The organism is Leptospira bouyouniensis (genome assembly GCF_004769525.1).
GTDB classification, from domain to species: Bacteria; Spirochaetota; Leptospiria; order Leptospirales; family Leptospiraceae; genus Leptospira_A; species Leptospira_A bouyouniensis.
Genome location: NZ_RQFT01000003.1, coordinates 207,643 through 231,782 on the forward strand (window position 1 = coordinate 207,643; position 24,140 = coordinate 231,782).

At 36.7% G+C, this 24,140-nt stretch carries 22 protein-coding genes; 13 read left to right on the top strand and 9 right to left on the bottom strand.

The annotated features are described in order from the left end of the window. Positions 1–11 precede the first annotated feature (11 nt). Positions 12–812, bottom strand: coding sequence for an alpha/beta fold hydrolase (locus EHQ43_RS02590; protein ID WP_244242610.1), 801 nt, complete (start codon positions 810–812; stop codon positions 12–14). A gap of 70 nt (positions 813–882) precedes the next feature. Between EHQ43_RS02590 and EHQ43_RS02595 the strand changes: the two genes are divergently transcribed. The 4 genes from EHQ43_RS02595 to EHQ43_RS02610 are packed head-to-tail and all read left to right on the top strand — an operon-like array spanning position 883 to position 5,882. Further along, positions 883–2,670, top strand: a complete 1,788-nt coding sequence (locus EHQ43_RS02595) for an ATP-binding protein (protein ID WP_135770074.1) — start codon at positions 883–885, stop codon at positions 2,668–2,670. Continuing rightward, positions 2,663–4,174 carry a hybrid sensor histidine kinase/response regulator gene (locus tag EHQ43_RS02600; protein ID WP_135770075.1) on the top strand — a complete coding sequence of 504 codons (1,512 nt, stop codon included), beginning with the start codon at positions 2,663–2,665 and terminating at the stop codon, positions 4,172–4,174. The genes EHQ43_RS02595 and EHQ43_RS02600 overlap by 8 nt, the downstream gene beginning before the upstream one ends. An 8-nt stretch (positions 4,175–4,182) precedes the next feature. Continuing rightward, positions 4,183–5,163: a phosphotransferase gene (locus tag EHQ43_RS02605; protein ID WP_135770076.1), complete on the top strand. Its 981-nt coding sequence runs from the start codon at positions 4,183–4,185 to the stop codon at positions 5,161–5,163. Continuing rightward, positions 5,160–5,882, top strand: a complete 723-nt coding sequence (locus EHQ43_RS02610; RefSeq protein ID WP_135770077.1) for a nucleotidyltransferase family protein — start codon at positions 5,160–5,162, stop codon at positions 5,880–5,882. The genes EHQ43_RS02605 and EHQ43_RS02610 overlap by 4 nt, the downstream gene beginning before the upstream one ends. Here the strand turns inward: EHQ43_RS02610 and EHQ43_RS02615 are convergent. Continuing rightward, positions 5,859–7,211, bottom strand: a complete 1,353-nt coding sequence (locus EHQ43_RS02615; RefSeq protein WP_135740261.1) for a glucose-6-phosphate isomerase — start codon at positions 7,209–7,211, stop codon at positions 5,859–5,861. The two genes, EHQ43_RS02610 and EHQ43_RS02615, sit on opposite strands and share 24 nt — an antisense overlap. Before the next feature lie 44 nt (positions 7,212–7,255). On the opposite strand from EHQ43_RS02615, the gene galK reads away from it, so the two are divergent. Both galK and EHQ43_RS02625 read left to right on the top strand, forming a co-directional pair. Further along, the gene (gene galK / locus EHQ43_RS02620) at positions 7,256–8,425 is read left to right on the top strand and encodes a galactokinase (RefSeq protein ID WP_135770078.1); all 1,170 of its coding nucleotides are present in this window, start codon (positions 7,256–7,258) and stop codon (positions 8,423–8,425) included. After that, positions 8,422–8,814, top strand: coding sequence for an STAS domain-containing protein (locus EHQ43_RS02625; protein WP_135740259.1), 393 nt, complete (start codon positions 8,422–8,424; stop codon positions 8,812–8,814). The genes galK and EHQ43_RS02625 overlap by 4 nt, the downstream gene beginning before the upstream one ends. On the opposite strand, the gene mtnP is transcribed toward EHQ43_RS02625, so the two are convergent. Further along, entirely contained in the window at positions 8,811–9,674 is an 864-nt protein-coding gene (mtnP, locus tag EHQ43_RS02630) for an S-methyl-5'-thioadenosine phosphorylase (RefSeq protein ID WP_135753886.1), read from the bottom strand. The genes EHQ43_RS02625 and mtnP overlap by 4 nt on opposite strands. Before the next feature lie 92 nt (positions 9,675–9,766). On the opposite strand from mtnP, the gene EHQ43_RS02635 reads away from it, so the two are divergent. From EHQ43_RS02635 to EHQ43_RS02645, 3 genes are read left to right on the top strand one after another with little or no spacing between them, the layout of a single operon-like run. Beyond that, the gene (locus EHQ43_RS02635; protein WP_135770079.1) at positions 9,767–11,197 is read left to right on the top strand and encodes a DUF4139 domain-containing protein; all 1,431 of its coding nucleotides are present in this window, start codon (positions 9,767–9,769) and stop codon (positions 11,195–11,197) included. A 2-nt stretch (positions 11,198–11,199) separates the two neighbouring features. Continuing rightward, a complete protein-coding gene (locus tag EHQ43_RS02640; protein ID WP_135770080.1) occupies positions 11,200–12,786 on the top strand; it encodes a phytoene desaturase family protein in 1,587 nt (528 codons plus the stop codon). Between the two features lie 37 nt (positions 12,787–12,823). Then, positions 12,824–13,285, top strand: coding sequence for a MarR family winged helix-turn-helix transcriptional regulator (locus tag EHQ43_RS02645; protein ID WP_135740255.1), 462 nt, complete (start codon positions 12,824–12,826; stop codon positions 13,283–13,285). Position 13,286: 1 nt separating this feature from the next. Here the strand turns inward: EHQ43_RS02645 and EHQ43_RS02650 are convergent, their stop codons facing one another. Beyond that, positions 13,287–14,555 carry a formylglycine-generating enzyme family protein gene (locus EHQ43_RS02650; RefSeq protein WP_135770081.1) on the bottom strand — a complete coding sequence of 423 codons (1,269 nt, stop codon included), beginning with the start codon at positions 14,553–14,555 and terminating at the stop codon, positions 13,287–13,289. A gap of 94 nt (positions 14,556–14,649) precedes the next feature. Between EHQ43_RS02650 and EHQ43_RS02655 the strand changes: the two genes are divergently transcribed. Next, on the top strand, positions 14,650–15,261 hold the full coding sequence (locus tag EHQ43_RS02655) for a hypothetical protein (RefSeq protein WP_135740478.1): 612 nt from the start codon (positions 14,650–14,652) through the stop codon (positions 15,259–15,261). Between the two features lie 3 nt (positions 15,262–15,264). On the opposite strand, the gene EHQ43_RS02660 is transcribed toward EHQ43_RS02655, so the two are convergent. Continuing rightward, positions 15,265–15,921 (bottom strand): hypothetical protein, encoded by a 657-nt coding sequence (locus EHQ43_RS02660; protein WP_135740253.1) that lies wholly within the window; start codon positions 15,919–15,921, stop codon positions 15,265–15,267. Positions 15,922–16,065: 144 nt separating this feature from the next. Here EHQ43_RS02660 and EHQ43_RS02665 point away from each other — a divergent pair, with 144 nt between their 5' ends. Both EHQ43_RS02665 and EHQ43_RS02670 read left to right on the top strand, forming a co-directional pair. After that, positions 16,066–17,349, top strand: coding sequence for a homoserine dehydrogenase (locus EHQ43_RS02665; RefSeq protein ID WP_135770082.1), 1,284 nt, complete (start codon positions 16,066–16,068; stop codon positions 17,347–17,349). A 5-nt stretch (positions 17,350–17,354) separates the two neighbouring features. Next, positions 17,355–17,726, top strand: coding sequence for an STAS domain-containing protein (locus EHQ43_RS02670; protein WP_135740251.1), 372 nt, complete (start codon positions 17,355–17,357; stop codon positions 17,724–17,726). Here the strand turns inward: EHQ43_RS02670 and hflX are convergent. After that, complete coding sequence (gene hflX, locus EHQ43_RS02675; RefSeq protein ID WP_135740250.1) at positions 17,713–19,269, bottom strand: GTPase HflX; 1,557 nt, start codon at positions 19,267–19,269, stop codon at positions 17,713–17,715. The genes EHQ43_RS02670 and hflX overlap by 14 nt on opposite strands. A gap of 143 nt (positions 19,270–19,412) precedes the next feature. Between hflX and EHQ43_RS02680 the strand changes: the two genes are divergently transcribed. Then, a complete protein-coding gene (locus EHQ43_RS02680) occupies positions 19,413–21,284 on the top strand; it encodes a HEAT repeat domain-containing protein (RefSeq protein WP_135770083.1) in 1,872 nt (623 codons plus the stop codon). Here the strand turns inward: EHQ43_RS02680 and EHQ43_RS02685 are convergent. From EHQ43_RS02685 to EHQ43_RS02695, 3 genes are read right to left on the bottom strand one after another with little or no spacing between them, the layout of a single operon-like run. Next, positions 21,271–21,672 (bottom strand): response regulator, encoded by a 402-nt coding sequence (locus tag EHQ43_RS02685; RefSeq protein WP_135740248.1) that lies wholly within the window; start codon positions 21,670–21,672, stop codon positions 21,271–21,273. The genes EHQ43_RS02680 and EHQ43_RS02685 overlap by 14 nt on opposite strands. Then, positions 21,669–23,564, bottom strand: coding sequence for an ABC transporter ATP-binding protein (locus EHQ43_RS02690; protein WP_135740247.1), 1,896 nt, complete (start codon positions 23,562–23,564; stop codon positions 21,669–21,671). Before EHQ43_RS02690 ends, EHQ43_RS02685 begins: the two co-directional genes overlap by 4 nt. Beyond that, complete coding sequence (locus EHQ43_RS02695) at positions 23,561–24,130, bottom strand: anthranilate synthase component II (RefSeq protein WP_135770383.1); 570 nt, start codon at positions 24,128–24,130, stop codon at positions 23,561–23,563. The genes EHQ43_RS02690 and EHQ43_RS02695 overlap by 4 nt, the downstream gene beginning before the upstream one ends. Between the last annotated feature and the right edge of the window lie 10 nt (positions 24,131–24,140).

Here is a 24,140-nt window from a genome sequence, read left to right on the forward strand (position 1 = left end):
TTTCATAATAGTTAAGAATAATAGAATTCTCTAATGTTTTTTGCCACCACGTCTGGTTTTTCCAAATGAATTGCATGTCTGATTTTGGGAATCCAAACTAGTTTACTTTTTTTGATATAAGATTTCATTTGATTCATCATAAACGGTGGAGTAATTTCGTCTTCTGCACCTGCTAAAATCAATGTTGGGATTTTTATCCCTTTCATTTTTGCACCAAAAAAAATTTCATCTTCCCTACGTAATGTATTTTCTTGCAGATATTCATTTGGTTTGTCATTCCAAATCGTAACAAGTGTATGACGGAATAAATAACCTGGTTCAGGAAACTCTTCACCATATAAATAACGTAAAAGTAATACAACTTGTCTTTCCGTTTTGGGAAACAAAATTTTACGCATTTTTTCTCGTTCTGGATGAGGGATTCCACCTGGGGCAAGTAGGATTAATTTTTCAACAAGTTTGTTATGGTCTGCCAGTACCAAGTGTTGGGAGATGAGTCCCCCCATAGAATGACCAACCAAACAAATGTCTTTTAGATTTAACTTTTCGAAACACTCTAAAAGCAAATTTGCCCAAACATCTATTTGATATAAATATTTGACTAAAGGTAATTTACTTTTTCCATATCCAGGCAAATCAAAAACATAAATATTATGTCCTTCATTTAACAGTTCTTTAACGACTCGACGAAAGCCAAAACTTTCGTCCAACAAACCATGGAAAAAAACAATTGGTTTTTGATTCCCATTTCCAAACTTCCAATAAAAAATACGGTGGCCACCCATATTGGCATAAGAGGGAATTCCACCCATAATTTTCATTGATTTACGTCTCTGGGACTGATAATTTCGATAAAGGCTTCGGTAAAAAAGTTTAATCATAATGTTAGATAGTAAAATTCTCAGGTTATCGCAGCTACTTTCCCATTCCTCGAATCCATTCCTTTTCGTCGATCTCAAATCCCAAAATATTCTATATTGTCATGAACATATCAATAACCGTTTGGGATTTAATGAAAATCTTCCTTGTTCGATCAATCGAGTCTTTTTTGAAACTTCTTTAATACTAAACAAGGCGAATGATCAAAACAATGAATGGTTTGTTATTCATCTATTAAATCAAAACCAAGAAAAAATACCAGCTACTGTTCTTATTTCATCTATCTCTGAATTCTACGAAGAACAAAACGAAATGATTATTGTTTTTGTAGAATGGAAAACTCAAATTGAGAATCATTCTGTTCACAATAATGATAATTTAGAAATCCCTTTTTTGAGAACTGATTCGGTTGGAAATATTCAATTTGCCAACACACGCTTTTTAGATTTTTTTTCTCTAACTTTAGAACAGATTCGAAAAAAATCTATTTTCGAAATCCTTTCTCTTCCTGGACAGATCAAAAAAGAATTATTGAATCAAAATATCAAACACGAGATTGAAATACAATCAGGGTTTGGCGAAAAACAAAAATTCCAATTACAGAGTTTTTTAACACCAACGATACTTACGAACACAAATGAAATCACGATTCTATTGTTAAATTTATCTTCAATTCAAAATGCAGAATATACAATCAAATATGGAGAAGATAAACTAAGAACATTTTTTGCTACAATTAATAATGGTTTTGTGATCGTTAATCAAGATGCAGTGATCTTGGAAGTTGCACCAATATTTAAGTTTTTGTTGTTTCAACTTTTAGCATTCGAAATAGGAGAGAATATTTTCCATTTTTTTGATAAAGAAACAAAAGCCAAATTAACAGATGTTCTACAAAATTCAATCGAAACTCAAACAACACAAAGAGCAGAATTTGATTATCTATTATTAGGTGAAGAAAAAACTTTTGAAATCAAATTTATTCCTGTTAGGAGGCTTAATCCAAACGACATAAAAGTTATGTTGGTTTTTTCCGATATCACTGAGACAAAACGATTAGATAGACAATTGATTGAATCAATGAAATTTGCAAGTATTGGAGAAATTGCAGCAGGACTTGCACATGAAATTAATAATCCGTTACAAAGTGCACTTCTATATTTAGAGGATTTAATCACAGTTGATGAAGCAGATCCAATCGAAAGGAAAAATATCCTACAAAAAATTGAAGCTGCTAATTTAAGAATTCGCGATTTAGTTAAAGCTTTGCTTGATTTAGGAAGGATGGAAAGTCCAAACCGTGATTTTGTCTCACCCTATTATATTTTGGTGAGAACCAGTGAATTGGTAGAAGTAAGCTGTCGGAAAAAAAATATTCATTTTACTCGTCATGCAGGCCCTAACCTTCCAGGAATTTTTGTCCGATGGCAGGAAATCGAACAAGTGTTGATCAATTGTGTTGTCAATTCCATCAATGCTTTGTCTGAAATGGAAACAGCTCGTAAGGATCCAAAAATTGAGTTGGGAATTGATATAGTTAGGAGTCAAAATAAAGACTGGGTAGTCTTTTCTGTAGAAGACAATGGTCCTGGAATTGATGATGACACATTAGAAAAAGTATTTTTACCATTATTTACAACAAGACGAAACAAACAAGGAACTGGATTGGGTTTATCAATTTCAAAAAAAATCATCGCCGAACATGGCGGTGAAATTTATATCAAAACGAAAAACGGGGTAGGAACAAAGGTGGAAATTTTTCTTCCTGCTCATACGGATGAAAATGGATAAAATATTAATTATCGATGATGAAGAAGACATTCGTATTGCTTTGAAACGTGTCCTTTCTCGTGAAGGTTACCAAATTGAACTCTCAGAATCTGCTACTGATGCAATTAAAAGAATTGAGGCAAATGAAATTTTTTCATTAGTAATTTCAGATATTTTAATGTCTGGAATGTCTGGTATCGATTTCACCAAATTCATTGCTGAAAAAAATATAAACCTACCTGTTATTTTAATTACAGGAAATCCAAATTTATCTTCAGCAGAAGCGGCTATTCGTTATCATGCTTATGAATACATTTCCAAACCGGTTGACAGGACTCAGCTACTTTCCGTTGTAAAACGAGCTTTGGAAGTCAAAAATCAAAAAGATTCTGACTTAGAAAAATTAATGTTATCCGAAAAATTGGAAAGAGCTCTTCGGACACAAAATTTAGATTTAAATAGACAAAACGCTGCTATATTAAATGCGACATCGGATGCCGTTATCACAATCAATCACAAGTTAGTCATTGTTTCAGCAAACAAATCTAGTTTCGAAATGTTTCGTTTTCACTCCCCTTTAGATTTAATAGGACAAAATGTACGTCTCTTATTTACCGAAAATAAAATGCAAAAATACATGAATCAAGTTTCTAGTGTATTGAGTCAGGAACCGAATAAATCTACACTACAACTTTCTGACGTAACATTACAAAGGTCGGATTCTTCAACCTTTCTTGCTGATATCGCAATTTGTTCTTATAGTTTAGATGGGGATTCTTATTATACAGGTGTGATCCGAGATGTGACACAGAAAAAAATGATGGTGGAACAACTCATTCATTCGGAAAGGAGAGCTTTTTTATCAGTAGTTGCAGCGAGTATTGGCCATGAAATCAATAATTCATTAACAGCTATACAAGGATTTGTGGAAATGGCATCTCGTGAAAATGCTGATTTGATGTTAAAAGATCGGGCTCTTAAGGTAACTTTGAACCAAACTGAAAAATTGAGAGCCCTAACTTCAAATTTATTACAATTAGGAAAATCCGTAAAATCAAATCACGAAAAAACTGAAATTCTAAATTTGAATTCTGAAATTACAACCGTTTTACAAGTGTTTAAGGAAACTGCTAAATTAAAATACTGTCAAATACAACGAAGCGAATCAGAACAAATCATTCTGTTCCGTATGAATTCGGACCAATTTGCACTTTTACTTTCTAACATTTTGTTGAATGCTGCTGATGCGACTAATAATATTGGCACAATCGAAATTAAAACATATCTTCAAAGCAAAAAAGCTCACCTAATCATAACTGATGATGGTGAAGGTATGTCACAAGAAACCTTAGAAAAAATATACGAACCATATTTTACAACCAAAGAATTGGGTAAAGGAACAGGACTAGGGATGTTTGTGGTGAAACAAATAGTAGATAATTTTGACATTAAGTTAGAAATTGATTCTAACCCTGGAAAAGGATCTAAATTTCATTTTATTTTTCCTGAGGTTTCCGAAACCTAGTTGGTAACGTGCACACTGGAATTAATGAATCTCAATTAGAATTTATTTATACTCGTTACGGCAAAAACTGTAACATTACTCCATTACAAGAAGAAGCGTCGAGTCGACGTTATTTTTTAATCACAACTACAAATCAAACGGAAGTTGTTTGTATTGATGAATCAATTAATGAAGATTTCGTTTTATTGAGCCAATTTCTAAATCAAAATGGAATCCATGTTCCAAAAATTTATGAATCAAACAATGCATTGGGAATACTTTGTATGTCTTTTGATGGAAAACTAGATTTTAGTAGCTATCAACTTTCAGACTACCAAACACATTTTCCAAAACTAATTGATTTAATTTTGCAATTACAAACATTAGATCCACCTAGTATCGTCAAAAACCGAAGGTTTGATACCGAAAAACTTAATTTTGAAACCAATCTTACATTCGATAAATTTTTAGCCTTCCAAAAAAAATTCCAAATCAAAACTACTTTTTCAAATGAAGCGAGAGCATTTTTGGAAGAGACAGTCGGTTTTTTAGATAAGTATCCAATTAATGTTTTTACACACCGAGATTTTCATTGTCGTAATCTTTTACGATCACCAAACTCTGATTATGTATTGATTGATTTCCAAGATGCAAGGATGGGTGTGCCTCAATATGATTTAGCATCAATTTTATATGATGCTTATTATCCTTTACCAAGAGAATTCCGATTAAAAATGCTTAAAACTTTTCAAGAAAGGAATATAGACCAATCTAGGAAATTCAAAGATACTTTTTATCTCCAAGCCTTACAACGATCCTTCAAAGCATTGGGAACTTATTTTCGAATGGTAGTCGATCATGATAAAAGCAAATTCAAACCTTCAATTATTTCATGTTTAAACCAATTAGAAGAAATTATCCAATTAGGAATGTTTGCTGATTCTCTCTTCATTTTTGTTAGAAGCCTAAGAGATGAATTGAGTTTACATAAGGATTTTCGTAATTTATGAATGCGTTCGTGTTGGCTGCTGGATTTGGTAAACGAATGGGATCTCTCACCGAAAATACCCCAAAACCACTTTTGAAAATTCAATCCATATCATTATTGGATTATGCATTGTACCTTTTGTTTAATTGGAAAATTAGGAAAATCTGGATCAACACACATTATTTAGGTGATCAGATAACAAATCATTTAAAAAACTTCAAAAAAATTCCTATTGAAATCTCAAATGAAAAAACTGAAATTTTAGGTACTGCCGGGGGGATTCGGACCGCATTACCTGAAGATGCCTATTCCGAACCAATTTTACTTATCAATCCTGATACACTTTTATTTCCAAAATCTGATTTCTCACCTAAGGTGAATTTAGCGAATCAAAGTAAAATTCACCTTTATTTGTTACCAATTCCAGAAGGTCAAAATTATACCAGAATATCCATATCGAGTGACCAAACTTTAGAATTTGGAATCGGCAATTTTTATTACATAGGCCTTGCTGTCTTAGATCCAAATTGTTTAAACAATTTAGATAAAAATAAATATTTTGATCTGTCAGATATCTTTAAAGAATACGCGAAACGTGGAGAAATCTCCGGAGAAATTTTCTCCGGCGAAGTATTGGATTTAGGAACAAAAGAACTTTGGGAAAATTTCCAAACAAAAGATGTGTTTGGAAAGTCTTTAGATCATATTCATTCTTTTTTAAGTCAATCCTATATGGCTTAAGATTTCTTCCTTTCGTTTTTCATATCCTTTTTTCCCAAGTAAAGCAAACATATTGTTTTTGTAATCTTCAACACCCGGTTGGTCAAATGGGTTAACACCTAACATATATCCTGACACAGCACATGCGAATTCATAAAAATATAATAATTCACCTAATGTTTCTTCATTAATTACCGGAAGGATGATTTCCAAACAAGGGACCCCTCCATCTTTGTGAGCGATCAATGTTCCAAGCATTGCACTTTGATTGACTTCGGAAAGTTTTTTCCCCGCTAAATAATTCAATCCATCATTATCATCCGTTTTTTCTGTAAGGTAAACATCTTGTTTCGGAGTTTCTACTTTGATAACAGTTTCCATAAGCTTACGTTCTCCATCCTGGATATATTGGCCCATAGAATGTAAGTCAGTTGTGAATTGGACAGACGCGGGAAAAATTCCTTTTCCAGTTTTACCTTCACTTTCACCAAACAACTGCTTCCACCATTCTGAAACATACCCTAAAGAAGGATTGTATGAGACAAAAATTTCTGTTGTTTTTCCAAGTGCATACAAACCATTCCGAATGGCCGCATATAGACATGCAAAATTCCCATCTTTGGATGTAATGGATTTGAGTTCTGATTCCATTTGTTTTGCACCATCAATTAATTTATTGATGCTATAACCTGCTGCTGCAATTGGAAGTAATCCCACTGGCGTAAATACTGAATACCTACCTCCTACATCATCAGGTATAATAAATGTAGGAAATCCATATTCATTGGCTAACTGTTTCAAAGCTCCTTTAGATTGATCTGTAGTGGCAAAAACACGATTTTTTATATTTTCTTTTCCGTATTTTCTTTCCAGAAGGGAAAGTAACAAACGAAAGGCGATCGCAGGTTCTGTTGTGGTACCAGACTTTGAAATAACATTCACAGAAAACTCTTTGTTTTCTAAGAAAGCTAACAAACGAAAATGATAATCTGCATCTAAATGATGCCCTGCATATAAAATTTTCACCGTTTTCTTTTGTGTCTCTGGAGTACTAAACTCTGGTGTGAGCGCTTCAATCACTGCCCTTGCACCTAAATAACTTCCCCCAATTCCCACTACGACTAGGTATTGAGAATGTGACTGGATGGTCTCAGCTGCCTTTCTGATGGATTGTAATTCTTCTGGTTTGATTTGACTCGGAAGATTTACCCAACCTAAAAATTCACTTCCTAATCCGGACTGATTGAGTAACATTTGGCGGGCTTTCTCTGCTTTTTCCAATTCTTGATCTAAGTTGGATTGGTTCAGAAAGGGTTTCACAAAGCGATCCGATATTTTTAGATTCGACATAGCACCTGTCCTAAAATAATGTATAGCATCGAAAGGAAGATGAAGTGGATTCATTGAGAAGTAAAGAAAATTTGAATCATTTTGAAAGGATATTTGGAAAAACAAATTCCAAACCGCGATTGTTTGAAGCACCCGCAAGGATCAATATCATTGGGGAACATGTGGATTATTTGGGTGGAATTGTTCTACCAGCAGCGATCAATTTTTCGGTTCAAGTTTTCTTACGACCCAACCAATCGCAAATTTTCCAATTCCATTCTGTAACATATAATGAAACTGTAAAAGTCCAAAAACCTTTCCAATCCCATCCTACTTCTCCATGGACTGATTACATCACAGGAGTCATTGTTGAAATGGAAGCACTTGGATTTGATGTACCTGGTTTTGATCTTTTAGTCGATGGAAATATACCACAAGGTTCTGGCCTTTCCTCCTCAGCTGCCTTAGAGGTGGTCACTGGATTTGCAATTTCCGAAACATATGGTTTTGGGATTAAAAAAGAGGACATTGCTGTCATCGGTCAAAAAGCCGAAAACAATTTTGTAGGAACTAAATGTGGGATCATGGACCAATTCATCATCGCAGTTGGCAAAGAAAATGATTGTATCTCGCTGAATACCAATACTCTCTCCTATTCCTACCATCATTTTGAATTAGAAGATTATGAATTTTATCTCATCAATTCGAATGTTAAACACAACCTCAAGGACAGTGCCTATAACAAACGTAGGTTAGAATGTGAATCTGCTTTGGAAAAGATACAGGCAAAGTTCCCAAATTTTAAGCAACTTTATGATGTCACTTTGTCAAAAGAGGAATTGATTGATTGTGGTCTAACTGGAGACGAACTCAAACGTACAATTCATGTCACATCTGAGCGAGATAGGACAAAACAAGTCATCCAGGGTTTGGAATCGAATCAGTTTTCTCAAGTAGGTGTGTCTTTATTTGAAACTCATGAATCTCTTTCAAAAAATTTCGAAGTGTCTTGTGAAGAAACTGACTTTATCGTTTCGACCCTAAAGAGTTTGGGAGTCATCGGTGCGCGAATGATTGGAGGTGGATTTGGTGGGTGCGTACTCGTACTAGACAAAAAAAATCAGTTTGCTAAAATAAATGAGGAATTGAAAAAAAGTTATCAACAAAAATTTAACCTTGAGTTAGACTTCTACAAGTTTCAAATCTCAGACGGAGTGAAGGAAATTTTTACATGATCGAAAATTGGGATGATTATACTGTCGAAAGTGGAGACTTCAAAATGGAAGTCCTACAACAAAAATTTGTCCCTCTCCCTCCGTCTGCCGTTTACTTCGAGTTATCTGGTGAAATCAATTTATACAATTCCCAGGTGATGAAAGAAAATCTTGAAATATTGATTTCAAAAGGCATTCACCATATCTTTTTAAATTTTGAACAGGTGAGTTACATCGATAGTTCTGGACTTGGCGTTTGTTTGGGGATCCATTCTCGGCTCGTCAAACAACTAGGATACATACGAATCGTATCCCCTTCTGAAAAAGTACGTTATGTTTTAGAACTCACAAAACTCAAAAGCTTACTCCAAATTTTTCCAACTTTGGAGCAAGCTGTAAACCACAGTTAAAAATAACTTGGAAACAAAAATTTTAACTTAGCAATTTGTTCTGGGTTTCGTTTCTCCGGAGCAGTCACAAGTGAAAACTTTGTACTTCCCACCAAACTGGTATCATCCGACTTTCCTAATAAATCAATCAAAGTTGAAAGCAGTTTTTTTGCAGTATCCGCATTTGTACTCAAGTTAGCAAGAACCATTTCCAAAGTCACATGAGCTTCGTCTTCTTTCCAACAGTCATAATCAGTAGACATACAAACCATTTGGTATAAAATTTCTGCTTCTCTAGCTAGTTTTGCTTCTGGTAATACTGTCATATTGATGATGTCAGCACCCCATGACCGGTACATATGGGATTCTGCTCGAGTCGAAAAAAGCGGTCCTTCCATACAAATTAATGTTTTGTTCGTATGGATCGGGAGATTGATTTGTTTTGCAGCTTCTTCCACTTTTTTAGCTAAGCCTTGAGAAAACGGATCAGCAAAAGGAGCATGGGCAACCATTCCATTTTCAAAAAAAGTTGCATGTCGTGATTTGGTTCTGTCAATGATCTGTGATGGAATCACAAAATCACGTGGTGCAATTTCTTGTCGGAGACTTCCGACAGAACTAAAGGCAATGATTTCTTCAACACCTAACTGTTTTAATGCGGCAATGTTTGCACGAGCAGGAACTTCACTTGGATTTAAAAAATGACCTTTTCCATGCCTTGGTAAAAAGGCAATTTCTTTTCCTTTAAAACGACCAATGGTGATTTTATCGGAAGGTTTGCCCCATGGTGTATCAGGATGGATTTCGTTTAGAATTTCCATTCCATCGATCGAATATAAACCTGTTCCGCCAATCACCCCGATTTTCACTACATTTGCCATATGAATCCTCTTAAAGTGCAGTTTTCCTCTAACGATTTTGGTTGCATTCGTTTTTTAAGTTTCCAGACTGTAGAATGCTCATGGGAGAATACATGAAATCCAAAATCGTTTCCATCACAAGTATCACAGTTCTTTTTTTTATCACTGCCAGCATCACATCTGATAGTTCCTTTGATTTATCCACAGACTCCGATCGTAAATCAGTGAGTGTCACAATCTATAATGGCGGCATAGGTCTCGTCAGAGAAACACGTGTTCTGAACTTGGCAAAAGGGATTCGCACCTTACGATTTGAAGATGTCCCTTCCCAAATCATCCCACAAACCGTTCGTGTGAAAGGGGAAGATCCCAAAAAACTCACAGTCTTCGAGCAAAACTATGAATATGATCTCATTTCTCCAGAACGATTGATGGACAAATACATTGGTAAAGAAGTGACACTTTACCAGGACGGAAAAGAAAAAACAACTTCCGTGAAAGCAAAACTAATCTCCAATAATGGAAGCCCAGTTTACCAAATTGGGAACGAGGTATCCCTTGGATACAATGGACGAGTCACAGTCCCTACCATTCCTGAAAATTTATTCGCTAAACCAACGTTAGTTTGGAAGTTAAAAAATGATACAGAAAAAGAACAGTCTCTAGAAGTTTCTTACCAAACCAATGGGCTTGGATGGTCGGCAGATTACATCCTAGTTTTGGATAAGGATGAAAATGAATGTGGTCTCAATTCTTGGGTAACTTTAAATAACAACTCAGGGGCTGAATTCAAAAATGCAGTTTTGCAGTTAGTGGCAGGAAAAGTGAATTTACTTTCCAACCGCCCAGCTTATACACCACAACCTCGTTATACGAAAAAAACAATGGTAAAAGAATACGAAGAATCTGCTGATGCACCTGAATTTAATCAGGAAAATCTTTCCGAGTATTATTTATACACATTGGACCAACCTACAAATATCGGGTATAATCAAACCAAACAAGTGCAACTCTTCCAGTCAGAAGGAATAGAAATCAAAAAATACTTTGTTTTCGAAAACTTACCGATGTATGAAGGCAATGAGAAAAATTTTAACAATGCTACCATTAAATACATTTTTAAAAATGCCAAAAAAAACAATTTAGGAAGACCACTACCACAAGGGACCATCCGCGTATTTAAGGCTGATTCCAAAGGAAGACAACAATTACTTGGCGAAGACACAATTGATCACACACCAGAAAATGAAGATGTAAAAATCAAAACTGGCCAAGCCTTTGATGTGGTTGCAAATGGAAAAAGACTCTCTTATGAAGTCTTCAAACTTTCAAGAGGGGATAAATCTTCCTACTCTGTTGAGATTCGAAACAGAAAAAAGGAACCAATCGAAATTCGATTTTATGCAAGTTTATGGGGAGATTGGAACATTACAAAATCCTCTCACAAATTCATCAAAGAATCTTCGACTAAAACATATACCGATGTTCCACTCAAAGCAAATGAAGTGGTCACATTAGAATACACAGTAGAAACTAAATACTAAACATGGAAACTAAATATGATGCCATCATCATTGGATCGGGAATCGGCGGGCTCACCGTCGCTTCCATTTTATCACAAGTCGCAGGCAAAAAAGTTTTAGTATTAGAACGTCATTTTAAGTTAGGTGGCTTTACCCATACCTTTAAACGTTTGGGAAAATTTGAATGGGACGTAGGAATCCATTACATTGGTGATTTGGCTGAAGGTTCGATGTTGCGAACCCTCTTTGATTCGATTACAAAACGTGGTGTCCAATGGAAAAAAATGGAAGAACCATTCGAAGTATTCGATTATCCGAATTTTAGTTTTCCTGTTTACGGAGAAAAAGAACGGTTCCGTAACGATTTAAAATCAAAGTTTCCAAACGAATCAAGCGCCATAGACCAATACTTCAAAGATGTGGAAACCTTCACACAGTGGTTTGGTAGGCATTTCACTCTGAAAGCCTTACCAGCTTTTTTTGAAAAGGCTGCTAAATTACTTGGACTTGGTCATATCTCTACTCCATACATCACAACAAAAGAGTATATGGACAACCATTTTAAGGATCAAAGTCTAAAAGCACTGCTTTGTTCCCAGTGGGGGGACTATGGACTACCACCAAAAGATTCATCCTTCGCCATTCACTCGATGATAGTTGCCCATTACTTTAACGGAGGTTATTTCCCGATTGGAGGATCCAGTAAAATTGTAGAGTCAATTGAACCGATCGTAGAAAAAAATGGTGGGGCGATGAAGATACTTCATACAGTGAAAGAAATCATTCTGGATGGAGACAAAGCGATTGGTGTCAAGGTAGATGTGCAAAAAGGAAAAACCATTTCGGAACAAAGCTTTTTTGCTGATGTGATCATCTCTGATGCAGGTGCTAATACTACATACAACAAACTATTACCAAAAGAATTTTCAAAAGATTTCCAAATACCCTTGGAATCACTCAGCACCCAAGGAACAACTTCTATTACTCTCTATATTGGTTTTAAGGAATCTCCAACAAAATTGGGATTCCATGGCGAAAACCATTGGATTTTCCCAAATATAAATCATGACGAAAGTTATGCGAAACGAAATGAACTAATCCAAGGAAAACCTCCGATGATGTATCTATCATTTCCTTCTCTAAAGAATCCAGAGGCGGAAGGGCACACGGCAGAGGCGATTAGTTTTGCTGATTATTCCAATTTTGCCAAATGGAAGGAAGAACCTTGGAAAAAACGAGGGGAAGAATATAACCAGCTGAAGGCAACGATTACCGAAGGGATGTTGCAATTTTTAGAAGAACGATTCCCTGGTTTCCGAGATCTGATTGAGTTTACTGAACTTTCAACTCCCATCACAACAGAGTACTTTACCGGCCATAAAGAGGGTTCCATTTACGGACTTTCCTGTACACCAGAACGCTTCCGTCAAGAATGGTTAGGAGTAAGAACAACTGTGAGAAACCTTTACCTCACAGGAGCAGATGCCTGTTCTCCTGGTGTGGCTGGTGCTCTGATGGGTGGAATTGCTGCATCCTCAGTTGTACTCGGGCTTACGGGAACATTACGACTCATGAAGGAACTTTTCCAAAAGAGCCAAGAAACCGTTTGACAAATAGTTTGAAGTTTGATAGTTTGATATTAAACCAATGGGAACAAAATTCAAAGGATCTAAAAAAGAAGTACAAGCTCTAGACTCGTTTATCAAACTCAAACGAGCATCGGAATCCTTGTCTTCTCGCCTCATTTCTGAATTCACAAAATGGAATATCTCAGAAAGTCAGTTTGGTGTGTTAGAAACTTTATACCATTTAGGTCCACTTTGCCAAAAAGACTTAGGCGATAAAATCCTCAAAAGTACGGGAAACATCACTCTTGTCATCGATAACTTAGAGAAACGAAATTTGGTGGAAAGAGTGCGTGGTGTGGAAGACAGAAGGTTTATCTCAGTCCATTTAACATCAGAAGGGAAAAAGCTAATCGAACAGATCTTTCCTGATCATGTCAAACGAATCACTTCTGAGTTTTCTGTCCTTTCTCCAGAAGAGCAAGATTTACTTGGCAAAATCTGTAAAAAGCTCGGTAAAAAAACCGAAGTGATACCTAAATAATTTAATCTCTGTAATCAATAACCAATCGAAATCCAGCTCGTCTATCTTCACTCAAGTTAGGAATGCCACCATAGGACCTTGCACTTGCCGTTGCATTTTTCGCTGAGTCAGAATAAGAACCACCTCTCACAACTTTATAAATTTTCCCAAAGGAAAAGTTTTTGATATGATGACCAGGATATAATTGGTAATCACTGGAAGTCCATTCGGGCGCATTCCCACACATTCCAAGGGCACCATATGGACTTGCACCTTCTGTGGCAAGTTCCATTACCGATTGAGTTTTTCCTAGTTTTGATTCTCTTGTATTACAGTAAAGTGAGTCGTACTCATCACCAAACGGATATTTGGTTGCTGTGATTTGGTATCCTAAGGTTTCGTCACGATTTGTGTACTCAACCACACCTGGGCCCCTTGCCGCTTTTTCCCATTCCCATTCGGAGGGAATACGTTTACCTGCCCAAGCCGCATATCGTTCGACTTCGCGGTAGGTGAGATGGACCACGGGATGGTCACCTTCTCCTTCAGGGTATCTTCCTCCAATCCAGTGAGGAGGTGCTTTTGTATTCGTTTGTTTTAGAAAGAAATCATATTCAGCATTTGTTACTTCATACTTATCAATGTAAAAGGATGGGATCTCTTTGAGATTGGAAGCTTTTGGTTCTAAAAAGTATGGATTAAAACTATCAGAGGAGGGATCTGTCCCCTGACCGTATAAAAATAAACCTCTGGATACAAGAACCATTTCCTTTCTATCTTTGGGATGGAAAACGGTTTTACGAGGAGATGTGTACCTTCCTTTAAAAAAGGCATCTGGTTCAGTAAAAAAATCTTCTTCTACATAACTCGAAATATAAGCATCTGTTGTAATTTCTTTCATTTTGGAAGTAGGGTCTGGCTTATAATCTCCAACTAACACAACTTCAATGAATTGGTTGTTTTTATTGATATTTTTTTCTTCCCAGATGGTATCTCTAACAATAAGAAGTCCTTGTTTGAGTTGTGTGAGTTTTTGGTAGACTGGAAACTCTTTTGTTTCGCTAAAAAGTGATTTTAATTCAGAAATTGAATACTTAGATATCTTTTGATTTCGAAAAATCCGGACTTTAATCCAAAGTCTATTTTTGTATACACCAACTACTTCCCCTTTCCAGAGTTGGACTTTCTTTTTAGTCGTGGCGAAAGGTGATTCTTCCGACGTTTCCTCTTCTGAAACTAGGGGTGTGAACAAAAACCCCAAAACGAATAGAATCATTAGTAATTTTTTCATACTGTCTTTTATGATCATCGGCCGATTCCCCTGAAACCTTTTGATTGAAATTTCCTGCACATCTATACAATCAGTGGGAAAAGGAAATGCACAATTGATTGAGTTTCAATACAAACGGGAAAAAGAAAATATCCTCATTTCCTTAAAAACGGATTCCACTCAAATTGGAACCTTTCATAGGATCGCAACCATCATATATGCGTTAAAAATGGACATTCTTTCAGGTGAACTAAGCACAGTGATTGAACAAGGAAATGAATATACAATCGATTCGTTTATTTTGCAAGCAGACGGTGCTGACACAACGAAAGTGGCATTCCAATTAGGAATGATGATGGATTCAGTATTCTCTAAAAATGCAAAATTTGAAGAGATTCTCGAAAAATTACAGATCCAAGAACCAGCTGTTGCCACTTTTTTTAAAGAAACTCCCGAGTTTATATTCAGCGACCTTCCAGATAAAAACCAAACTTGTTTGTACTTAGAAAGTAGCGCGGGTAGAGGTTTGTTGTATTATGTTTCGAGAATTCTAATGCAAAACCAAATCAACATCCTAAGTGCTACAATTGAAACTGATATGGAGACGGGAAGAGCGAAGGATAGTTTTTACTTAACAGATGGTTCGGGGCAGATGTTCGCCTCTTCTGACCTTGCTCTCAAAATCAGAAAAGAAATCCTTGCCCCGATCCAATCAAATTCTCGTTAGAGATTAGTTTTTACAAAGAACCTTAAGGGAAGTTGCTTTGTCGACTTTAGGTGCTTTTCCATTGGAAAAACGATACGCCAAACCAGATTTTTTGTCCACTTCAGTTTTTGTCCAAAACTTGTCTTCGCTTGTTTTGATTTCATTTGGAGCAGTCGCTGCAAATTTCACCAAATCATCTTTAGAAGGAACCACTCCACCAACTGATTTACAGTATGCAGCAGCTTCTGCGAATTTTTTAGAAGCAATTTTGTCAGTGAGGAAACCAGCAGCTGTTACTTCTTTAGGAGCCTCTTCTACTTTTTTCTCTGCTGCCTCTGCGACAGGTTTTGTTTGTGCATCTGCTGGAACTTTCGAAGTTTCCGTTTGTGCAGCTGCAGGAGCTTTTGGTTTAAGGTATTTGACATACCCGAGGTATCCGATTGCGAGAATTCCCGCTAACACTAAAAATAGATACACTCCATTTCCAGATTCCTTTGTTCCATGAGAAGAACCTTCTGAATGGGAAACAGGAGATTGTAGGGAAGCTTGTGCTGTTTCGTCATTTCTGAAAAGCGAAGCACTCTCATTTCTTGTAGATTGTTTCTTAACCGTATTTGTTTTCTTGGCCGCTTTTTTAACAGCCTTCTTCTTAGCGGCAGATGATGATTTTTTCGTTGCCATAATGATAATCCTTATTGCCGAGACAATTCTAATTATAGTTATCACATAAATTCAGAAAAAGCTGAAGAACTTCTTCTCAATTTTGTTTTTTTTTAAAATTTTTTTAAGTGTGTTTCCGTTTCTCCTAAGAAATCGTGATCCTAGATGAAAGAAGTTCGCATTGGTCTATTGGGTGCCGGAGTAGTCGGCACAAGTCTACTCCAACTCTTGGACAAAAACCGAGAAAAAATCCAACGTCATTATGGAATCAACTTACAACTAACAACCATTGCCACCCGGAGCCCGGGAAAACTCCAAGGAAAAACGAACGTCCCTGTGACTGAAGATGTCCTTTCTGTTACAAAACGTTCGGATGTTGATATGATTGTTGAATTGATAGGCGGAACAGACACCGCCTATCGTGCTGTTCTATCAGCCATTGAACAGGGTAAAACAGTGATTACAGCAAACAAGGCATTGTTATCCGAAAAAGGACCTGAACTTTATGCACTTGCTGAAAAAACAGGAGCCGAAATTGGATATGAGGCTGCAGTAGCAGGATCTATCCCAATCATTCGTACTTTACGAGATGGCCTCGCCTCCTGTGAATTTGAAGTGATCTGTGGGATTCTAAATGGAACCACCAATTTTATTTTATCCAAGATGGAACAAGAATCTTGGGACTATGCCACTGCTTTAAAGAAAGCCCAAGAACTTGGGTTTGCAGAAGCTGATCCAACTTTTGATGTCGAAGGCATCGATGCCGGACATAAAATCAGTTTGCTTGCGAGCCTTGCTTTTCGCGAATCTGTCTCTTTCCAAACCGTTTCGGTCAAAGGAATTTCCGAATTACAATCCATGGACATTCAAGCAGCACTCTCCCTTGGTTACCGTATCAAACTCTTAGGAATCTCTAAACGAAGTTCGGCGGGTATTTTAACAAAGGTTCACCCTACGCTTGTTCCACTCGACCACCCACTTGCCAATGTGATGAACGAATCAAATGCTGTTTTTTATAAAACCAAAGAAGCGGATTCAGGAATGGTGACCGGAAAAGGTGCTGGTGGAATGCCAACCGCAAGTGCCGTACTTTCAGATATCATTTACTATGCAGCAAGACTTGGTAGCAAAGACATCGCAAAAGAAAACAATCTTTTCCCGGAAGGCAAACGTTTCCCAGAACCAGAGAATTTAGTTCGGTATTACCTTCGTTTCTCAACAGTAGACAAACCTGGAGTCCTTGCAGAAATTTCACAAGTCCTTGGTCGTCATAATATTTCGATTGCTTCCGTCCAACAAAAGGAATCCACTTCAGAGCCTGTTTCTGTGATAGTTGTCACTCATGCAGCAACCGAAGGTGAATTCCAAAATTCTTTACTGGAAATCGATACTATGAAAAACATCATCAAACAAAAAACTGTGGCGATTCGGTTATTGGAGAACTTATAAATTCAATGGCAAAATTTACCTTCCCTTCGTTATCGATTGAAACAGAATCAATTCAAATCAAAGAGGAAGTTGTGCAGGTGGTATCCTTTGTGGGTCAGATCACCAATACAAACGCATATGAAATCAACCGGAGTATTTCTTCGGTGTTTGAAGATGGAATCTACCAAATTATTTTGGACCTAAGTAAATTGGAATACATCAATAGCATTGGTGTCGCTACACTCATTGGAATTATCAAAACAGTAGAAAATCAGAATGGAAAAATTCGTATCGGTGGTTTAAACCACTTTTTAGAAAACGTAATCCAATTGATGGACTTACCCAAAAAAGTAAATATCCATCATACTAAACAAGATGCGATCCTTAACTGGTCGTAACTTCTAGTTGTTTTTGTTCCTTTTTTTTCCAAATTTCATATTCGATCAAATCTAAGATGCGAGAAAGGCCTTCTCTCGTTACAGCTGACACAAGTAATGAACCATTTTTTTGTAAGTTCTCGTGTGTTTCCGCATCCAATCCATCAGCTTTATTAAACACCACCATTCTTGGTATTTCGTTCAACTGAAGTGAATTAAGAATCGTATCAACCGCATCCATTTGTTCTGAGTAATTTGGGTTTGTGACATCAACAACATGTAATAATAAATCTGCATCACCTAATTCTTCTAATGTGGCTTTAAACGCTTGGGATAAATCGGGAGGCAAGTCGTGGATAAATCCTACCGTATCGGAGATGATGATTTCCCTTTCTTCGGGAAATCGAATCCTTCTCGTTGTTGGGTCCAAAGTAGCAAATAGTTTGTCTTCAGCTATGACTGTGGAATTTGTTAAGGCATTGAGTAATGTTGATTTCCCTGCATTGGTATAACCCACAATCCCCACAATTGGAATTTCGTTACGAGAACGAGATTTCCGGTTCAGTTCCCGTCTTCGTTTGAGATCTTTTAATTCATTTTCTAAACGATTGATTTTTTCCTCAACACGCCGATTTCCAATTTCTAATTTGGTTTCCCCAGGTCCTCTACCTCCAATACCACCTGTTAAGCGACTCATATTATCATCTAATTCGGACAATCGGTTTTTAAGGTATTTCAGCTGAGCAAGTTCTACTTGTAATTTTCCATCTCTCGATTTTGCATTTTTGGAAAAAATATCTAAAATGAGCTGAGTTCGATCAATGATTTTGAGATCACTGGCATCAGAAATTTTTTTGGCTTGGGAAGGAGTGAGTTCCAAATCAAAAATCAGATGTTCGATGTCTTTGTGAACTGAGGTTAATATGATTTCTTGGAGTTTTCCTTTTCCTACAACTGTTCGCGGATCTGGATCTCTTTTTTGTACATAAGTATCGACAACATGAATCCCTGCAGTCCGACAAAGCTCTTTTAATTCATCCATGGAATGTTCAGGAGATCGTTTCATCTTTCTCACGTCATACACTCCCACAAGGAAAGCTCTGTTTTCTTTTTGTGATTCTTTGAGGTTTGATGTTTTTTTAGAGAATTCGGATTCAAGTGCTTCGACTTGTTCCGAATATCCATACTTTATTTGACCAGGGTATTGTTTTGGAGATAATATCCAGGGTTCTTTTGCTTCGGGGTCTGGATTGATATAAGCTGAAAAAAAGAATTTTGGAATCCCTTCTTTATCAACACATGCTGCAGTGATTGAATCAAAGCGATTAAGCACTAAGTCCATCAAATCTTCTTGGTTTAACGGTTGTTCTTTGAGGTGTGTATGAAATAATCTGAGCCCGCGGAGGCGTGAATGCGCAACACGGTAACGATCCAAATGTGGAATTTCGATGGAATGGTCATTCCCAACGATGAGATGGGTGACATAACCTGTCCTTTCAATGAGAAGGCCAACTTGCCTTCCGATTTCGACAGAAATCTCTCCAACGAGCCGTGCGAGCTCCATAGAGATGATAGAATCCTCCCGAAGTCGCCTTTCTGAGAGAGATTTTAACTTTTTTAGTTGGTTTGGCTTAAGACCGGCGAGGTTGCCGCTAATTTTACTTATAGTACGTATCCGATATTCAAAGTATGGAAGTAGGCTATCATATGTTTCAAAAGGGTCAAGACATAATTTGGAAAGGAAGTTTGTGGGTGGTCCTTATCCTCCTTGTAAGTTGTTCTACTTCAAAACCTTTTCAATTAACAGATGTTTCACCTAAGTATCGTGAATACCAAGGTAGTGATTTAGATCCTCATAAAACGAAAGATGTTATTATCCCTGTAACAAAAAATCGAAAGTATGATTCGTTTATCGAAGAGGCTCATCGAACGATAGCCTTACTAGAATTTGGTGAAAATATTGCCTTACGTGCTGATAGTAAAAAGACAGTTGGGGATCCTGTTGAAAAAGAAATGCAAGCGGCAGCTTATTTAGAAGAGGATTTACCTGCTGTCATCACTCGCCTCCCTGAACTCATCCAAATTAACCAATCACTCATCGATAGTACACCTAATGATTTTGATGGTCCATCAATTGGACGTGTAACTTATGAGTTGGGAAATATTTTGGAATCATTACGCCAATACAGTCCAAAAGCGATTGGAATCCAAAATGCAATTCGTAATCTACGATCAGATTCCAGTAATTACAACCAAGGTCGTGATATCGCTTCGCCAGATACAAAACCAGAAGAAGCTGATCCAGTATTAATCAGTAACGATGATAATACTCCAAAGAAACCAGAGAAAATAGTAAAAAAAGAAGAACAAACTAATAAAATATCGATTAAAAGATTAAATCGCAAAACAAAAGTTACTGGAAAAGCAACAGAACAAATCAATGAAATGGTAAAAAAGGAAGAGGAAGAAGTCCTCTCCGATGAAGAGAAAAAAGACAAAGAATATACAGAACAAATCAGAAATGGACTCGTTCAAGTCTTTCGTTGGGAATACTATCGAAAGCCTAAATATTTAGAGAAAATTTTAGCAACTCATCCAATTCCAAGAGTACGTTCAGCAGCAGCCCTTGCTCTTGGAAGATTGAAAGCTGGCCGAGTTACTTTACAGACAGCGATCGATAAAGATGGTTACCAAGTAAGACCAGCTGCTTATAAAGCTCTTTCTGATATAGGAGACAAACGTTCGCTATCATATTTTATTGCAGGAACCAAAGCGGAAGATCCTGAAGTGATTGCTGTGAGTTTTGAAGGGCTTGGTAAAACCAAAGACCCAGCTGGAAGAGAGCTCATTTTAACGCAAGGGATAGCTTCTGAATACGTCGTAATAGTTTCTGGTTCTTTAAGAGGTCTCGCTTATCATAAATTAGATGCGGACGTTGAAATTTTTTCTAAATTTTTGAAATCAAATGAACAAGAAATCAAAGAAGCAAGTATTGAAGCACTTGCGATCCATGGAAGTCGTGAAAGTTTACGAATTTTAGAACAAGTGGCACAAGAAGAGCCTTCTCTCACTATGATGGCAATTGATGAAATCGGTAAGAATCCATCACTGTCTGCTACATTCGCATTAATCCGATTAAATGAATCAATGACAGACGAAAAATTTACGAAACGAATTGGAGAATCCCTTTTACGAAGGAAAGCATTTGGGAAGTATGCAATCATTCTTATTGAAGATGATTATTTAAGGGCGGAACCGAATGAACGTTCGACTCCAATATCTTATATTAAGAATAAGGAAATAGGACTCATCGTATCTGAAACCAAAAAGGAATTTGCAGTCCGAATGGGTGAAGACATCGTCACAGATAAATACATCCAAATAAAAATGGAATCAACCTTACCAGGTGCAAGGAGCGCTTTTGTGACTGGTTGGGTATTTTATCCAAAAATTGATATCATAGAAGTGAAACAATTAGGAAACGATGGAAACTCAGGAAAGTATTTCCAATTAAAAAAAGGTAAACACAAAAATTTATTCAATCCTGTAGATGGAGTCAAACTCCCTAAAAAGGATTAGATTTTCCTTTAGAGAGGATGGTGGGAACCCATTCCACCATCCCTTGTTTGAGCGGAACTTTTGGAATCATCCAATGGAGTCCACAAAACCAAGTTAAAAAATAAGACGAAAATGGCATCACTCCCCAAACATCAAAGCCAGTGGATGCGATCACCATCAAACCTTTGTAGCCTGATTTGTAAATTTTACGCATCATCCACAAACCAGAGGTTTGTGTTTCCATTGTAACATCGGATACTATCATATCGTAGTCATTGTTTTTTGAGAAATATTCCAAACCTTGTTTGGCATCATACGCACGATCTGATGAAATTTTTTTTTGGTCAAAATATGATTTTAGATTATTCGCATAGCGATCGTTATCATCCACAATTAAAACTTTTTTCATATTTGGATCTCCGCATCGGCAAATTGACTATCATATAGTTTTTTATAAATACCATTTTTTTGAAGTAATGAATCATGATCCCCTTGTTCCTTGATCTCACCTTCTTCGATCACTACAATGTTTTTAATTCGCCTAACTGTCGATAATCTGTGAGCGATGATAAAGGTAGTACGGTTCTGGAATAGTCGTTCCAATGCTCGGCTCACTAGGCGCTCCGACTCGGCATCTAATGCACTCGTTGCTTCATCCAATATCATAATTTCTGCATTTCGAAGTAATGCACGTGCAATGACAAGTCTCTGCCTTTGGCCACCACTCAAGTCTAATCCACGTACCCCAATGATGGTGTCGTAACCTTTCTCCATTTTGGTAATAAAATCATGTGCATTGGCTAACCTAGCGGCTCTCACAACTTCCTTTCTCGTAGCTGCTCCAGTACCGTAAGCGATGTTTTCAGCAATCGTTCCATGGAAGAGAAAAATTTCTTGGGTCACAATTCCAATTTTTTTTCGAAGAGACTTGAGAGAGTATTGTTTGATATCGATTCCATCAATTTTTATCATACCGGAAGTTGGATCAAAAAATCTTGGAATTAAATCCATCATTGTTGATTTTCCTGATCCACTAGTTCCCACAAATGCATAAGTTTCACCAAGTTTGATATCCAAATTGATTCCTTTCAAAACTTCTTGGTTTGTACCTGGATATGAAAAATGAATATCTTCGAATTTAATGCCTTCGTTTATTTTTTCTAAAACGGTTTCATCACCATGTTCAATCACTTCAGGATCGCGATCGATGATTTCAAAAATGCGTTTCCCCGCTGAATTCGCCTGGGTGATTTTACCAACCATTTGAGAAAGTTGTGTGAGAGGTCGCATTAAAAATAATAAAGTTAATAAGAATGCCATAAACTCACCCTGGGTGAATTTTCCGGAATATATAAATTTTGCACCTAATGCAAAATATCCGAGCACGACGATAGACGATGTCAATTCTACAAGGCTTGGAGCCATCTGCAGATAAAACTGTCCTTTAAAGGTCCTTCGATATACCTTTTGGTTGATGTTATCAAATTTTTTGAGATCTTGTGTTTCCTGGCGAAACGTACGGATAACTTTTATTCCCGAAATAAATTCTTGGATATGACCATTTAGATCTGCTATTTTTTCCTGGAACCTTGCTGTGGATGAGGATATTTTTCGAGTGAAGAGAGTAACTGGCAAAATCACAACAGGTACTGTCAAACAAGCAAGGATTAACAGTTCAGAATTTAAATAGATTAAGATAACCAAATGTGTTAATACATAAAAGAAATTAATGACTGCATCACGTAAATTACTTGATATTACTGCTGCAACAATTTCAGCATCATTGATGACACGGCTCATGATAAGCCCTGTTTTTTCTTTGTAAAAATAGGTAAGTGGAAGTTTTTGAACTTTTTGGAATAACTCTTGGCGAATGTCTCGAACTGCTTTGTAACCAGCAGTGGCGATACAATAAACTGATAGAAGGTATGTTCCCAATTTTAAGAGATAAAGTGGAAATACCGCAATACATACTGCCCAAACCACTTCTTTAGGCTCCATATTATCAGTGTATGCATTGATTTGAAGTTTGGCAGAGATGATCAATCGTTTGATACGTTCTAGTCCATCTAAACTATCATCACCTAGTAAAACTTCCTGAACCAAAATAGTTTTTTCAGGTAATGTTAAATCTAAATGGAATCTATTGTTTTTGTCACTACCTAAGGAATCAAATAAAGGGATAAGAGCAGTGAGTGAGATACCATTGAGTACAGCTGTTAATAAAGCAAAGATCAGACCTAATACAAACCTTTGCCGATAATGAACGCTATAACTCAGTAGTCTTAAAAAATATTTCATATATGAACTTCCTCATAGAAGTTACGAAGTAAGGTTTCCCCAAACTCAGTTAGAATGGATTCAGGATGGAATTGTACCCCGAAGACCTTTTTCCATTTTCTGTGACGAATTCCCATGATCACACCATCGTTTGTTTCTGCTGTCACTTCCAATTCATCTGGAAAATTAAGTTTTGAAACTGACCAAGAGTGGTATCGGTTCGCTAAAAATTGGTTTGGAATCTTTTTGAAGATTCCTTCGCCATTATGTGAAATTTCTGAAGGCCTTCCATGATAAATATCTTTGGTTTGTTCTAATTTTGCTCCAAAGAATTCGGCAATAGTTTGGTGCCCGAGACAAATGCCTAACACAGGCAATTTTGGAAAAAGAAAGGAAAAATGAGACATGAGTAAACCCGATGTTTTTGGTAATCCCGGACCGGGTGATAATACGACAGCTTGGTATTTTTGTATGGAATCCAAAGGTAGGTTTTCATCATTTCGCATTACTGTTGTAGGTGCGATTTTGTTGAGATATTGGTATAGAATATAGGTGAATGAATCGTAGTTATCGATGAGTAAAAACATACTAGGATAG